The following is a 13,865-nucleotide window of genomic DNA, read 5'->3' on the forward strand; positions in this document are numbered from 1 at the left end:
CCCCTCACTGCAACCGGTTGCGCAAGGCGGCAACCACGTTGAAGGTTTGATTGCGGACCCGATTGTTCGGATCAGTGAGGGTCAGGCTCAGGCGCACGCTGCGGATCCGCGCCGGATCACCGGGGTTGGCACTGTAGGTGGACGCCGCGACATCGGTTGCGGAACTTGCCAGACCGAACATCACAGTGAACGCACTGACGTTATTCACCAGCACTTGCTGGGCCGGATTACCGCTGCCGGTGCCCATCAGAATCTGGTTGTTGCTGAAGCTGTAGATCAACCGACGGATCGGAAACGCGATCTGCCCCGTCGCCGCAGCCCGTGCGCCGGTATAAGCGGTGGCGCTGTTGCGGCAATCGGACACCACGGTCCAGGTCGGCGTCCCGCCTGCACTGCCGACATCAGCCGTGACCAGGGTCAGCTTGAGATTGGCGTTGTCCCAGCTGATCGGCGCGATCTGGGCCGCCGTGAAATCCCCCGCCGAGCTGGAATCGGTAATCGTGCCCAGGCAACCGAACATGCCCACCATGCGCAGTTCCTGAATCATCTTGCTCAGCACGAACCGCGCATCTTCCTGCATGGCGGCCGCGCTGTTCTGGCTGACGTAGGTGTTTTTCGCCGCCAGAAAGATCTGCACCACGCCGAGCACCACGATCAGCCCCAGCGCCAGGGCCACCAGCATTTCGATCAGACCGAAACCCAGATTATGACGTTTCATGGCGCGCCCACCGGATCTACCGCGGCGCGACTGGTCAGGACAAAGCTGCGGGGCGCACTCGACGTATTGGCGGCGCGCGCGTCATTCCAGGTGATGGTGATGGTGTACACACGTTGATTGAGGGTGATGCTGCCGGTGGCGGTCGGGCCGCCGAAATTGACGATGTTGGTGGTGAAGTCGTAGAGATCCTGATCCCGGGCGACACTCAGGTTGCCCGTGGTGGGGGGTGTGACGGTGTAGTCGGCGCCCGAGTTGGCGCGGATCCGGTCCATCATGTCGTAGGCGATGAAACTCGCCTGGCTGGTCATCCGCGAGCTGTCGGTGTACTTCAGCGCATTGAGCTGAACCGCTGCCGCGCCCAGCAAACCGACCGTCAGAATCAACAACGCGACCAGCACTTCGATCAGCGTCATGCCCTCCTGTGCGTGCTTGCTCCCTGCCCTCATCCGCAACTTCCACCCAATTGAATTCTTCCGTTCAGACACACGTTCAGCGTCCTGCTTTGCGTTCCCAGCACGTAACTGATGACCACCGCCGTGGACGGCGCCGCCAGCCCGCCCAGATTGTTGAAATCCAGCGCGGTCACTCCAGAGGGTAGCGTCAGAGTCGCGCCGCTGCTCATCGCTGGAACAACCCGCAATACATTGGCCGAAGTGCCAGTACTGTCGTAGACCGCCAGCTCGCTGGTCCAGACGTTGCCGCCGGCACTCGGTCGCAAGCGGGTGGTGGTACCCCGGTTGATCGCCTCGAGCCTCGCGTAATTGAGGGCCCGTTGCAGGTCGCCGACTTCGGTGTCGGCCTTGCTGCCCTGCACCGAACGGGTGAACGCCGGCACCGCCATCGTGATCAGGATTACAAACACCGCGAGCGCCACCAGCAGCTCGATCAGCGTGAAACCTTTTGTACGATGATCCATCGATGCCCTCCGTTGCCGTCGGCTATACCTGTACAAACCTAGAACATTCGACCGGCATGCGCCGGTTGATTTACCGCGAACGACGCACGGATTGCGTCGCTGTGCACAATCCAGGGAGGACGCGCACATGCCGCAACAGGGTTTCAGTCTGGTCGAACTGCTTATGGGACTGGCGATCGGCGCAATTGTTCTGTCGCTGGTCGGTCCGGCGCTGGCGGACTTCACCGAATCAAACCGGCGCCAGCAGGCCGCACAGTCTTTGCTCGACGGCATCCGTAATGCCCGGACAATGGCCATCACGCGCAATCAGAGTGTGGTGATTCACGGCATCAACGGTGATTGGGGCCAGGGCTGGCGGATCATTCTGGATATCAGCGGAAAAGGGGCCGAAGACGCCGATAATCCATTGCTGATCGAGCAGGCGAGTGATGGAAAGATACCGATTGTCGGCAACTGGCTGGTGAGCCGGTACATACGTTTCAGTAGCCTGGGCCAGCCACTGGTGCCGGACCGGAAGTTTCAGGCGGGGACATTGCACCTGTGCTCGGCTCGCGAGCCGGTCAGCCAGCTCCAGGTGGTGCTGGCGGCAACCGGTCGCGTTCGCCTGACCAGCCAAAAGGCCGAACAGGCGCTGTGCCGAAAGGATAAAGCGATCAGATCGAGCGAACGCGCAGCTCTTTAGGCATCGAGAACGTGATGTTCTCCTCACGCCCGGCCAGCTCGTCGGCACCGGTGGCGCCCCAGGCCTGCAACTGCTGGATCACGCCACGCACCAGGACTTCCGGGGCAGAGGCGCCGGCGGTGATGCCGATGCGCTCGACACCGTCGAACCAGCTCTTTTGCAGGTCTTCGGCGCCATCGATCAGATAGGCCGGCGTGGCCATGCGTTCGGCCAGCTCACGCAGGCGGTTGGAGTTGGAGCTGTTCGGGCTGCCCACGACCAACACCACGTCGCATTCGTCAGCCAGTTGCTTGACTGCATCCTGACGGTTTTGAGTGGCGTAGCAGATATCGTCCTTGCGCGGCCCGCCAATGGCAGGGAAACGCGTACGCAATGCGTCGATCACTCGGCTGGTGTCATCCATGGACAGCGTGGTCTGGGTGACAAAGGCGAGTTTTTCGGGATTGCGCACCTGCAATTCGGCGACATCCTTCTCGTCTTCAACGAGGTAGATCGCGCCGCCATTGCTGGCGTCGTACTGGCCCATGGTGCCTTCGACTTCCGGGTGACCGGCGTGGCCGATCAGGATGCATTCACGGCCGTCGCGGCTGTATTTCGCGACTTCGATGTGCACCTTGGTCACCAGCGGACAGGTGGCGTCGAACACTTTCAGGCCACGGCCGGCAGCTTCGCTACGCACGGCTTGCGAGACGCCGTGGGCACTGAAGATCACGATGACGTCGTCCGGTACCTGATCCAGTTCCTCGACGAAGATCGCGCCACGACTGCGCAGGTCCTCGACCACAAACTTGTTGTGCACCACTTCATGACGCACATAGATCGGCGGCCCGAACACCTCAAGGGCGCGGTTGACGATTTCGATCGCCCGGTCCACGCCGGCGCAGAAGCCACGGGGGTTGGCGAGTTTGATTTGCATGCTGTGCCTCGTGTCTTGCGCGCAAGAAATAGCGAAAACGTTGAAAAGCTAATGGGGTAGCGACGATTCGATTTGCTCGCGAAAGCGGTGTTTCAGACAACGTTTATGTTGAATGTCAGTCAGCATTCGCGAGCAAGCCGGCCCCACAGGGATTCTGCTGTGTGACTCAGAGCGCTTTGACGTTGATGATCTCGACGTCAAAGGTCAGCTTCTTGCCAGCCAGCGGATGATTGAAGTCAACGGTCACTTGCGCGTCGTCGAACTCTTTCACCACACCCGGCAGCTCAGTATTGGCCGCATCGTTGAAGATCACCAGCAGCCCCGGCGACAGCTCCATGTCCACGAACTGCGAACGCGGGATGATCTGTACGTTTTGCGGGTTCGGCTGGCCGAAGGCGTTTTCCGGCTCGACGGTCAGCGTACGCTTGTCGCCGGCCTTGAAACCGAACAGCGCCGCCTCGAAGCCCGGCAGCAGGTTGCCATCGCCGACCTTGAAGGTCGCCGGAGCCTTGTCGAAGGTGCTGTCGACCGTGTCGCCGTTCTCCAGGCGCAATGCAAAGTGCAAAGTGACTTCCGTGTTCTGGCCGATGCGTTGCTCAGCCAATACCTGTTCAGTCATGAACGGCTTCTCCGGTTTTTTTACTTTTGAACATGTCCAGTGCCAGCATCACCGCGCCAACGGTAATCGCGCTGTCGGCGAAGTTGAACGCCGGGAAGTACCAGCGGTTCTGCCAATGCACCAGAATGAAGTCGATCACATGGCCCAGGGCAATGCGGTCATACAGGTTGCCCAGGGCGCCGCCCAGCACCAGCGCCAGCGCAATGGCCAGCCAGGTTTCGTTGCGGCCCAGGCGCTTGAGCCAGACCACCAGCACCGCACTGACCACCACCGCGATCAGGGCAAACAACCAGCGCTGCCAGCCGGAGCTGTCAGCCAGAAAGCTGAACGCAGCGCCGGTGTTGTAGGCCAGTGTCCAGCTGAAGTAATCAGGGATGATCACGATCTGCTGGAACATCTCGAGCTTGCCTTCGAAGTAAAACTTGCTGGCCTGGTCGATGACCAGAACCAGCAAGCTCAACCAGAGCCAGCTCAGCCGTCCGAAACGGCCAACGGCATTAGGCATAGTGACGAACCTCGCCGGCGCCATCGATGTTGTCCACGCAACGGCCGCAGATTTCCGGATGCTCCGGGTTCACGCCGACATCTTCACGGCAGTGCCAGCATCGGGCGCATTTCGGGAAGGCGGATTTGACAATCTTCAGTTTCAGGCCGCTGACTTCGGTGGCCACAGCATCGGCCGGAGCCTGCACGAACGGCGCGACAGTGGCCGTCGAGGTGATCAGGACAAAGCGCAGCTCGTTGCTCAGCTTGGCCAGGTCGGCGGTCAGCGCGTCTTCGGCGAACAGCGTCACTTCGGCTTGCAGGTTGCCACCGACGGCCTTGGCCGCGCGCTGGATTTCCATCTCTTTGTTGACCGCCACCTTCACTTCCATGATGCGATCCCAGTACTCGCGACCCAGCTCGAAGCCTTCCGGCAGCTCGGTCAGGCCTTCGTACCAGGTGTTGAGCATCACCGACTCGTTGCGCTCGCCCGGCAGGTATTGCCACAGTTCGTCGGCGGTGAAGGCCAGGATCGGTGCGATCCAGCGCACCAGCGCTTCGGAGATGTGGAACAGCGCGGTCTGGCAAGAACGACGGGCCTTGCTGTCGGCGCCGGTGGTGTACTGGCGGTCCTTGATGATGTCCAGATAGAAACCACCCAGCTCCTGCACGCAGAAGTTGTGGATCTTCGAGTAGACGTTCCAGAAACGGTATTCGCCGTAGTGCTCTTGCAGCTCGCGCTGCAGCAGCAGGGTACGGTCCACGGCCCAGCGATCCAGTGCCAGCATGTCTTCGGCCGGCAGCAGGTCAGTGGCCGGGTTGAACCCGGTCAGGTTGGAAAGCAGGAAACGCGCGGTGTTACGGATACGACGATAGGCGTCCGCGCTGCGCTGCAGGATCTGCTCGGACACGGCCATTTCGCCCGAGTAATCGGTCGAAGCGACCCACAGACGCATGATGTCGGCGCCCAGGGTGTCGTTGACTTTCTGCGGCGCGATCACGTTGCCCAGGGACTTGGACATCTTGCGACCGGACTCGTCCACGGTGAAGCCGTGGGTCAGCAGCTCGCGATACGGCGCGTGGTTGTCGATGGCGCAACCGGTCAGCAGGGACGAGTGGAACCAGCCACGGTGCTGGTCCGAACCTTCCAGATACAGGTCGGCACGCGGGCCGGTCTCGTGGCCCATCGGGTGTGAACCGCGCAGGACGTGCCAGTGCGTGGTGCCCGAGTCGAACCAGACGTCGAGGGTGTCGCTGATCTTGTCGTACTGCGGCGCTTCATCGCCCAGCAGTTCGGCAGCGTCGAGTTTGAACCAGGCTTCGATGCCTTCGACTTCAACGCGCTTGGCGACCTCTTCCATCAGTTCGACGGTGCGTGGGTGCAGCTCGCCGCTTTCCTTGTTCAGGAAGAACGGGATCGGCACACCCCAGTTACGCTGACGGGAGATGCACCAGTCCGGACGGTTGGCGATCATCGAGTGCAGGCGCGCCTGGCCCCAGGCCGGCACGAACTTGGTGTCTTCGATGGCTTTGAGCGAGCGTTGGCGCAGGGTGTCGCCGGACACCGGCTCCTTGTCCATGCCGATGAACCACTGCGCGGTGGCGCGGTAGATCAGCGGGGTCTTGTGACGCCAGCAGTGCATGTAGCTGTGTTCGATGACGGTGGTGTGCATCAGCGCGCCGACTTCGGTCAGTTTGTCGACGATGGCCGGGTTGGCCTTCCAGATGAACTGACCGCCGAAGAACTCCAGCGACGGCACGTAAACGCCGTTGCTCTGTACCGGGTTGAGGATTTCGTCGTTGACCATGCCGTATTTCTTGCAAGTCACGAAGTCGTCCACACCGTAAGCCGGAGCGGAGTGAACCACGCCGGTGCCGGCGCCCAGTTCCACGTAGTCGGCCAGATACACTGGCGACAGACGGTCGTAGAACGGGTGACGGAAGTTGATCAGTTCCAACGCCGAACCCGGCGCAGTGGCCAGAATGGTGCCTTCGACGCCGTAACGGGTCAGGCAGGACTCGACCAGCTCTTCAGCCAGCACCAGCAGCTTGTCGCCGATGTCGACCAGCGCGTAGGTGAATTCCGGGTGAACGTTGAGTGCCTGGTTGGCCGGGATGGTCCACGGGGTGGTGGTCCAGATCACGATCGAGGCAGGTTTGCTCAGCGATGGCAGACCGAATGCGGCGGCCAGCTTGGCTTCGTCAGCGATCGGAAACGCCACGTCGATGGTCGAGGATTTCTTGTTCTCGTACTCGACTTCCGCTTCGGCCAGGGCCGATCCGCAATCGAAGCACCAGTTCACCGGCTTCAGACCCTTGAACACGAAACCGCCCTTGACGATTTCGGCGAGGGCACGGATTTCACCGGCCTCGTTCTTGAAGTCCATGGTCTTGTACGGGTTGGCGAAGTCGCCCAGCACGCCGAGACGGATGAATTCGGACTTTTGCCCTTCGATCTGCTCGGTGGCATAGGCACGGCACAGTTCGCGGGTCTTGTCCGCGCCCAGGTTCTTGCCGTGGGTCACTTCAACCTTGTGCTCGATCGGCAGGCCATGGCAGTCCCAGCCAGGGACATACGGCGCATCGAAGCCCGACAGGGTCTTCGAGCGGATGATCATGTCCTTGAGAATCTTGTTCAGTGCGTGACCGATATGGATCGTACCGTTGGCGTACGGAGGGCCGTCGTGCAGGACGAACTTCGGACGATCCTTGCCAATCTCGCGCAACTTTCCGTACAGGCCAATACTGTCCCAGCGCTGCAGGATCTGCGGTTCGCGCTGTGGCAGGCCGGCCTTCATTGGGAAGGCGGTGTCCGGAAGGTTTAACGTGGCTTTATAGTCGGTCATTTAAGGCTCTTCATTAGCGATGGGCGCTAGGTGCGGCTAGTGCACGGGCGGCGGCGACATCCGCGCTGATCGCCGTTTTCAATGCCTCCAGGGAGGCGAAACGCTGCTCTTCACGCAGCTTCTGGTGGAAAACCACCGTCAGACGCCGGTCATACAGATCGCCGGCAAAATCTAAAAGATGGACTTCAAGGTGGGCCTTGCCATCACCTTGCACCGTGGGCCGTACGCCGATATTGGCGACGCCGGGCCAGGTCTTGCCGTCGATATCCACATCGACCAGGTAAACCCCGGTGATCGGCACGCGACGGCGCTTCAGTTGAATGTTCGCCGTGGGCGTACCCAACTGGCGGGCCAGTTTCTGGCCATGCAGCACGCGACCGGCAATCCGGTACGGGCGGCCAAGCAAGCGTTCGGCCAGAGCAAAATCGGCGGCGGCCAACGCGTTGCGCACCTGGGTGCTGCTGACACGAATCCCGTCCAGCTCGACGGTTTGCGCGGCTTCCACGGTAAAACCGTGAACCTGCCCGGCCTGCAGCAGAAAATCGAAATCGCCGAGGCGGTCGCAACCGAAGCGGAAATCGTCGCCGACTTCCAGATGCTGCACGCCGAGACCATCAACGAGGATGGTGTCGACGAATTCACTGGCGCTGAGCTTGCTCAAGCGCTGGTTGAAAGCCAGGCACAAGACCCGGTCGACACCCTCGGCGGCCAGCAATTGCAGCTTGTCGCGCAACCGGGCCAGACGCGCCGGTGCGGTCTCCGGAGCAAAGAATTCCCGTGGCTGTGGCTCGAAAATCACCACGCAGCTGGGCACGCCCAACTCAAGCGCACGCTCACGCAGTCGGGCCAGAATGGCCTGGTGACCACGGTGAACACCGTCAAAGTTGCCAATAGTGGCGACGCAGCCCCGATGCTGGGGGCGCAGATTGTGGAGGCCTCGAACCAGCTGCATAACGCGCTTCTTGCTCATAAAGTGGCCGATTATAACCACACCCGACGGCCGACGACAGGCAACACCGTAACCCAAAGTGATCGAGCCGACAAAACTGCCGGCTCACGCCCGTCTTTCAAGGGTGCAACCTCAGCTCAACGCCTTGCGATTGAAGTCGCGCAGGCGGAAACCGAGCAGCAGCAACATGCCGAAATAAGCCACCACACCGGCAACCACCAAGGCACCCAGGCGCAGAAAGCGCTCCAGCATGTGGCCCTGATCCCACGCAGGCATGAAATGCATGCCGATCAACAGCACCACCGACATCACTGCCACCGCGACCAACAGCTTGAAACCGAATTTCAGCCAGCCCGGTTGCGGTAGATACATCTGCTGCTTACGCAGTTGATAGAACAGCAGCCCGGCGTTCAGGCAGGCACCGGCGCTGATCGCCAGTGCCAGACCGGCATGGGCCAGCGGACCGATCAGCACCAGGTTGAACAGTTGAGTAACGACCAGGGTGAAGATTGCGATTTTTACCGGGGTACGGATGTTCTGTTGCGCATAAAAGCCCGGCGCCAGAACTTTGATCACGATAATCCCCAACAGACCGACAGAATAGGCAATGAGCGCCCGCTGGGTCATCTCCGCGTCAAACCCGCTGAACTGGCCGTACTGGAACAGCGAAACGGTCAACGGCTCGGCCAGAATCCCCAGCGCCAGCGCGCAAGGCAGCACCAGCACGAAGCACAGGCGCAGGCCCCAGTCGAGAATCCGCGAATATTCGTGGCGATCCTTGCTGGCGTAGGTCTTGGCCAGTGTCGGCAGCAGGATCGTGCCCAGCGCCACACCGAGCACACCGGACGGCAATTCCATCAAACGGTCGGCGTAATACATCCACGATACCGAGCCGGCTACCAGGAAAGAGGCGAAGATGGTGTTGATGATCAGTGAAATCTGGCTGACCGAGACGCCGATGATCGCCGGCAACATCTGTTTCATCACCCGCCAGACGCCGGTATCACGCAGGTTCAGGCGCGGCAGCACCAACATGCCGATTTTTTTCAGGTGCGGCAGTTGATAGAGCAACTGCGCCAGACCACCGACCAGCACCGCCCAGCCAAGGGCCATGACCGGCGGATCGAAATAAGGTGTCAGAAACAGCGAAAACACGATCATGCTGACGTTGAGCAGGGTCGGCACGAACGCCGGCACCGAGAAACGGTTCCAGGTATTGAGGATCGCCCCCGCCAGCGAAGACAGGGAGATCAGCAATATATAAGGGAAGGTCACTCGCAGCAGGTCGGAGGTCAGCTGGAATTTCTCCGGTGTATCGGTGAAACCCGGCGCCGTGGCCCAGATCACCCAGGGCGCGGCAATCATGCCCAGCGCGGTGACCAGCGCCAGTACGAGTGTCAGCAGGCCGGAAACGTAAGCAATAAAGGTGCGGGTCGCCTCTTCGCCCTTCTGGCTTTTGTATTCGGCCAGGATCGGCACAAAAGCCTGGGAAAACGCCCCCTCGGCGAAAATCCTGCGCAGCAGATTGGGCAGTTTGAAGGCGATGAAGAAGGCATCGGTCGCCATTCCGGCGCCGAAGGTGCGGGCGATGAGCGTGTCGCGAACAAACCCGAGAATCCGGGAAAGCATCGTGATAGAGCTGACGGCGGCCAACGATTTGAGCAGATTCATTGAAGGAATGTGTGCCTGTCGATAAACAGCAGGCGAATAACGCGCCCACTTGTGCGATACTCCGCGCCGCAACAGCACAGAGCCAAAGCTCGCGAGTTTACAGGTCACACGCCGGAAAGAAATATCCCGTCGCACCACGCCTACCACTTAGCGGAACGTTTCAAGCGCCCTTGACAAGACTTCAACTCATCGGCATGATTCGCGGCCTATTTTGTTTGCTATTTCCTAAAAAGTCTTTCGAGGAGCTCGACGGTGGCCAACTCACCTTCCGCCAAAAAACGTGCAAAACAGGCTGAGAAGCGTCGCAGCCACAACGCCAGCCTGCGTTCCATGGTTCGTACCTACATCAAGAATGTAGTTAAAGCCATCGACGCAAAAGACGCTGAAAAAGCTCAAGCTGCATACGTTCTGGCTGTGCCAGTTATCGACCGCATGGCCGATAAAGGCATCATCCACAAGAACAAGGCTGCTCGTCATAAGAGCCGTCTGAATGGCCACGTCAAGGCACTGAAAGAAGCTGCCTAAGCGACGTAGTCATTAAAAAACCGACCTCAGGGTCGGTTTTTTATTGCCTGCGATTTGCCCCCACTCCAGCAAAACACAGGCAAAAAAAGAGGAGCCAGCCGGCTCCTCTTTGTTTACGCGCGATTAATGAGCCGCCGCCCACGGCAGAATCGGGATCGCCGTCACCGCATTCTGCGGACTGCCTTCGATCAGACGATCGCTGTAGACCAGATACACCAGCGTGTTGCGCTTCTTGTCGAGGAAACGCACCACCTGCATGGTCTTGAACACCAGCGAAGTGCGCTCCTTGAACACCTCTTCACCATCCTTCAACTCACCCTTGAAGTTGATCGGACCGACCTGACGGCAGGCAATGGACGCCTCGGCACGATCCTCGGCCAGACCCAACCCACCCTTCACACCACCGGTCTTGGCGCGCGACAGGTAGCAGGTCACACCCTCAACCTTCGGATCATCGAATGCCTCGACCACGATCCGGTCGTTCGGCCCGACAAATTTGAACACCGTCGACACCTGACCGATTTCCTCGGCCGAGGCCAGCAATGGCAGCACCATCAACAAGCCCAACAATCCTTTTGCCATGCGCATCGCGTTTTCCTTACACCAGAATCAGATTGTCACGGTGAACCAGTTCCGGCTCAGCCATGTAACCCAGCAAACCGACAATCGCATCCGACGACTGACCGATGATTTTTTGTGCTTCCAGCGCGCTGTAGTTGGCCAGGCCACGGGCAATCTCACGCCCGTCCGGCGCCACGCAAACCACCATTTCGCCACGACGGAAGCTGCCCTGAACCAGCTTGACACCGACCGGCAGCAAACTTTTATTGCCTTGGGACAAAGCGGAAACCGCGCCATCATCCAGCACCAGCGTGCCGCGGGTTTGCAGATGACCGGCCAGCCACTGCTTGCGCGCCGCGAGCATGCCGCGCTCGGGCGACAGCAACGTACCAATCCGCTCACCCGCCTTCAGACGGTCAAGCACACGCTCCAGACGCCCGCCAACAATGATGGTGTGTGCCCCGGAACGCGCCGCCAGCCGCGCCGCACGCAGCTTGGTCTGCATGCCGCCACGACCCAGCGCACCGCCAGTGCCGCCCGCCACTGCATCCAGCGTCGGATCATCGGCGCGCGCTTCGTAGATCAGCTGGGCGTCCGGATTATTGCGCGGATCGGCGTCAAACATGCCGTCGCGATCCGTCAGGATCACCAGCAGATCAGCCTCGACCAGGTTTGCCACCAGCGCTGCGAGCGTGTCGTTATCACCGAAGCGAATTTCATCGGTAACCACGGTGTCGTTCTCGTTGATCACCGGAATGACTTTCAGCTCGACCAGCGCACGCAAGGTGCTGCGGGCGTTCAGGTAGCGCTTGCGATCGGACAGGTCGTCGTGAGTCAGGAGAATCTGCGCAGTGTGCCGACCATGCTCGGCAAAGCTCGACTCCCAGGCCTGCACCAGACCCATCTGACCGATGGCTGCAGCAGCCTGGAGCTCGTGCATCGCACTGGGTCGAGCGGTCCAGCCGAGGCGACTCATGCCCGCCGCCACAGCCCCGGAGGACACCAGCACCAGTTCGACGCCAGCCTCATGCAGAGCCACCATCTGCTCGACCCAGACACCCATTGCTGCGCGATCCAGCCCCTTGCCATCCGCCGTCAGCAAAGCGCTGCCGATCTTCACGACCCAACGCTGCGCACCTGTCACCTTGCTCCGCATCATCTTCAACCTTAGCTTGAGGGCAGCGCGACCTGACACTGCCCGTAACGTTATTCGTGGTTCTTCGTGACCAACAATCGATTTCCGGATACTAAAACGCCGCTCGATTGAGCGGCGCTTAAGTTTACTGCAACGAATCAGTCACGCACGTAAATGATTTCCGGACCGTCTTCGTCATCCACATCTTCTTCGTCCCAATCATCCTCGCCGATGTCATGGACCGACTTCACGCCGCTGCGACGCAGGGCACGCTTGTCATCCAGCGCCTGCAACTGGGCACGGGCCTCGTCTTCGATGCGCTGATCGAGATCAGCCAGCTCTTCCTTGTAGGCCGGGTCATTGGCCAGGCGATCGGCACGATCTTCCAGGTAACGCATGATGTCGCGCGTCAGGCGCTCGGTGCCTTCTTTGGCGATGGCCGAGATCACGTAGACCGGACCTTCCCATTGCAGGCGCTCAACGATTTCCTTGACGCGCTCTTCGTGCTCCTCCTCGAGGATCTGGTCGCACTTGTTCAGCACCAGCCAGCGATCACGCTCCGCCAGGGACGGGCTGAACTTGATCAGCTCGTTGACGATCACTTCAGCAGCGTCCGGCGCACTGCTTTCATCCAGCGGAGCCATGTCCACGAGATGCAGCAACAGACGGGTACGCGCCAGGTGCTTGAGGAAACGGATCCCCAGGCCGGCACCATCGGAAGCGCCTTCGATCAGCCCCGGGATATCGGCGATGACGAAGCTTTTCCAGCGATCGACACTGACCACACCCAGGTTTGGCACCAGCGTAGTGAACGGGTAATCGGCAACTTTCGGCTTGGCAGCCGAAACCGAACGGATAAAGGTACTTTTACCGGCATTCGGCAGACCCAGCAGGCCGACGTCAGCCAGAACTTTCATTTCCAGTTTCAGGTCGCGCTGCTCGCCCGGCTTGCCCGGGGTCGTCTGACGCGGCGCACGGTTGGTACTGGATTTGAAACGGGTATTGCCCAGACCGTGCCAGCCACCCTGAACCACCATCAGCTTCTGACCGGATTTGGTCAGGTCGCCGATGACTTCCTGGGTAGCCGAGTCGATGATCGTGGTGCCAACCGGCACGCGCAGGATCAGGTCTTCGCCCTTCTTGCCGGTGCAGTCGGTGCTGCCACCGTTGGAACCGCGCTCAGCCTCGAAGTGACGGGTGTAACGGTAATCCACCAAGGTGTTGAGGTTTTCGTCGGCCATCATGAAGATGGAACCGCCGTCGCCACCGTCACCACCGTTCGGGCCACCATTTTCAATGAATTTTTCCCGACGGAAACTCATGCAACCATTGCCGCCGTCGCCAGCCTTTACGCGGATCGATACTTCATCAACAAACTTCATAACCAACGCCTCTCGCCGCACGGACGAGCCGAAAAACAATCAAGACATAAGACTCTTGCAAAAATGAGCGCAGCGACCCCAAACCACGACCTGCATCGCACGCCGGCAGCCCATACAAACAGCTTTGCAAGAGACTCACCCCACAAACGAAAAAGCCCCGTCGCAAGACAGGGCTTCTCCAGCACTCTCGCAGTTAGGCTGCGACAACGCTCACGTAACGACGACCGAAGGCGCCTTTTACTTCAAACTTGATCACGCCTTCGATTTTCGCGAAGAGGGTGTGATCTTTACCCATGCCAACGCCGTAGCCAGCGTGGAATTGGGTGCCGCGCTGACGAACGATGATGTTGCCGGCCTTGATGACCTGGCCGCCATACATCTTCACGCCAAGGCGTTTGGCTTCTGAGTCGCGACCGTTACGGGTACTACCACCAGCTTTTTTGTGTGCCATGAGTTCAATTC

At 60.1% G+C, this 13,865-nt stretch carries 15 protein-coding genes; 2 read left to right on the top strand and 13 right to left on the bottom strand.

From position 1 onward, the window contains the following. Positions 1–4: 4 nt before the first annotated feature. Genes I5961_RS24175 through I5961_RS24185 form a run of 3 tightly spaced genes read right to left on the bottom strand, consistent with a single transcriptional unit; the run spans position 5 to position 1,634 of the window. Positions 5–718, bottom strand: a complete 714-nt coding sequence (locus I5961_RS24175; RefSeq protein WP_085703163.1) for a PilW family protein — start codon at positions 716–718, stop codon at positions 5–7. Continuing rightward, positions 715–1,164: a type IV pilus modification protein PilV gene (gene pilV, locus I5961_RS24180; protein WP_085697527.1), complete on the bottom strand. Its 450-nt coding sequence runs from the start codon at positions 1,162–1,164 to the stop codon at positions 715–717. Before pilV ends, I5961_RS24175 begins: the two co-directional genes overlap by 4 nt. Beyond that, positions 1,161–1,634, bottom strand: a complete 474-nt coding sequence (locus tag I5961_RS24185; protein WP_227233579.1) for a GspH/FimT family pseudopilin — start codon at positions 1,632–1,634, stop codon at positions 1,161–1,163. Before I5961_RS24185 ends, pilV begins: the two co-directional genes overlap by 4 nt. A gap of 127 nt (positions 1,635–1,761) precedes the next feature. Here I5961_RS24185 and I5961_RS24190 point away from each other — a divergent pair, with 127 nt between their 5' ends. Then, entirely contained in the window at positions 1,762–2,316 is a 555-nt protein-coding gene (locus tag I5961_RS24190; RefSeq protein WP_085697529.1) for a GspH/FimT family pseudopilin, read from the top strand. On the opposite strand, the gene ispH is transcribed toward I5961_RS24190, so the two are convergent. The 6 genes from ispH to murJ all read right to left on the bottom strand — a co-directional run bounded on the left by ispH (position 2,288) and on the right by murJ (position 9,800). After that, positions 2,288–3,232, bottom strand: a complete 945-nt coding sequence (gene ispH, locus I5961_RS24195) for a 4-hydroxy-3-methylbut-2-enyl diphosphate reductase (protein WP_007963828.1) — start codon at positions 3,230–3,232, stop codon at positions 2,288–2,290. The genes I5961_RS24190 and ispH overlap by 29 nt on opposite strands. A gap of 166 nt (positions 3,233–3,398) precedes the next feature. Next, the gene (gene fkpB / locus I5961_RS24200) at positions 3,399–3,836 is read right to left on the bottom strand and encodes an FKBP-type peptidyl-prolyl cis-trans isomerase (RefSeq protein WP_176247739.1); all 438 of its coding nucleotides are present in this window, start codon (positions 3,834–3,836) and stop codon (positions 3,399–3,401) included. Positions 3,837–3,843: 7 nt separating this feature from the next. Beyond that, on the bottom strand, positions 3,844–4,356 hold the full coding sequence (gene lspA / locus I5961_RS24205; protein ID WP_085697531.1) for a signal peptidase II: 513 nt from the start codon (positions 4,354–4,356) through the stop codon (positions 3,844–3,846). Further along, positions 4,349–7,180, bottom strand: a complete 2,832-nt coding sequence (ileS, locus tag I5961_RS24210) for an isoleucine--tRNA ligase (protein ID WP_227233581.1) — start codon at positions 7,178–7,180, stop codon at positions 4,349–4,351. Before ileS ends, lspA begins: the two co-directional genes overlap by 8 nt. A 13-nt stretch (positions 7,181–7,193) precedes the next feature. Then, on the bottom strand, positions 7,194–8,132 hold the full coding sequence (gene ribF / locus I5961_RS24215; RefSeq protein WP_085697533.1) for a bifunctional riboflavin kinase/FAD synthetase: 939 nt from the start codon (positions 8,130–8,132) through the stop codon (positions 7,194–7,196). 129 nt (positions 8,133–8,261) lie between these two features. Further along, positions 8,262–9,800, bottom strand: a complete 1,539-nt coding sequence (gene murJ / locus I5961_RS24220; protein WP_085697534.1) for a murein biosynthesis integral membrane protein MurJ — start codon at positions 9,798–9,800, stop codon at positions 8,262–8,264. Between the two features lie 252 nt (positions 9,801–10,052). Here murJ and rpsT point away from each other — a divergent pair, with 252 nt between their 5' ends. Next, positions 10,053–10,325 carry a 30S ribosomal protein S20 gene (rpsT, locus tag I5961_RS24225; RefSeq protein WP_003228351.1) on the top strand — a complete coding sequence of 91 codons (273 nt, stop codon included), beginning with the start codon at positions 10,053–10,055 and terminating at the stop codon, positions 10,323–10,325. 123 nt (positions 10,326–10,448) lie between these two features. On the opposite strand, the gene I5961_RS24230 is transcribed toward rpsT, so the two are convergent. The 4 genes from I5961_RS24230 to rpmA all read right to left on the bottom strand — a co-directional run bounded on the left by I5961_RS24230 (position 10,449) and on the right by rpmA (position 13,854). Beyond that, on the bottom strand, positions 10,449–10,913 hold the full coding sequence (locus I5961_RS24230) for a CreA family protein (protein ID WP_085703158.1): 465 nt from the start codon (positions 10,911–10,913) through the stop codon (positions 10,449–10,451). A gap of 10 nt (positions 10,914–10,923) precedes the next feature. After that, positions 10,924–12,042 (bottom strand): glutamate 5-kinase, encoded by a 1,119-nt coding sequence (gene proB, locus I5961_RS24235; protein WP_045121906.1) that lies wholly within the window; start codon positions 12,040–12,042, stop codon positions 10,924–10,926. Between the two features lie 137 nt (positions 12,043–12,179). Next, on the bottom strand, positions 12,180–13,403 hold the full coding sequence (gene cgtA, locus I5961_RS24240) for an Obg family GTPase CgtA (protein ID WP_085697536.1): 1,224 nt from the start codon (positions 13,401–13,403) through the stop codon (positions 12,180–12,182). A 193-nt stretch (positions 13,404–13,596) separates the two neighbouring features. Further along, positions 13,597–13,854: a 50S ribosomal protein L27 gene (gene rpmA / locus I5961_RS24245; RefSeq protein ID WP_003228360.1), complete on the bottom strand. Its 258-nt coding sequence runs from the start codon at positions 13,852–13,854 to the stop codon at positions 13,597–13,599. Positions 13,855–13,865 lie beyond the last annotated feature (11 nt).

It is taken from the genome of Pseudomonas sp. IAC-BECa141 (genome assembly GCF_020544405.1).
Lineage (GTDB): Bacteria > Pseudomonadota > Gammaproteobacteria > Pseudomonadales > Pseudomonadaceae > Aquipseudomonas.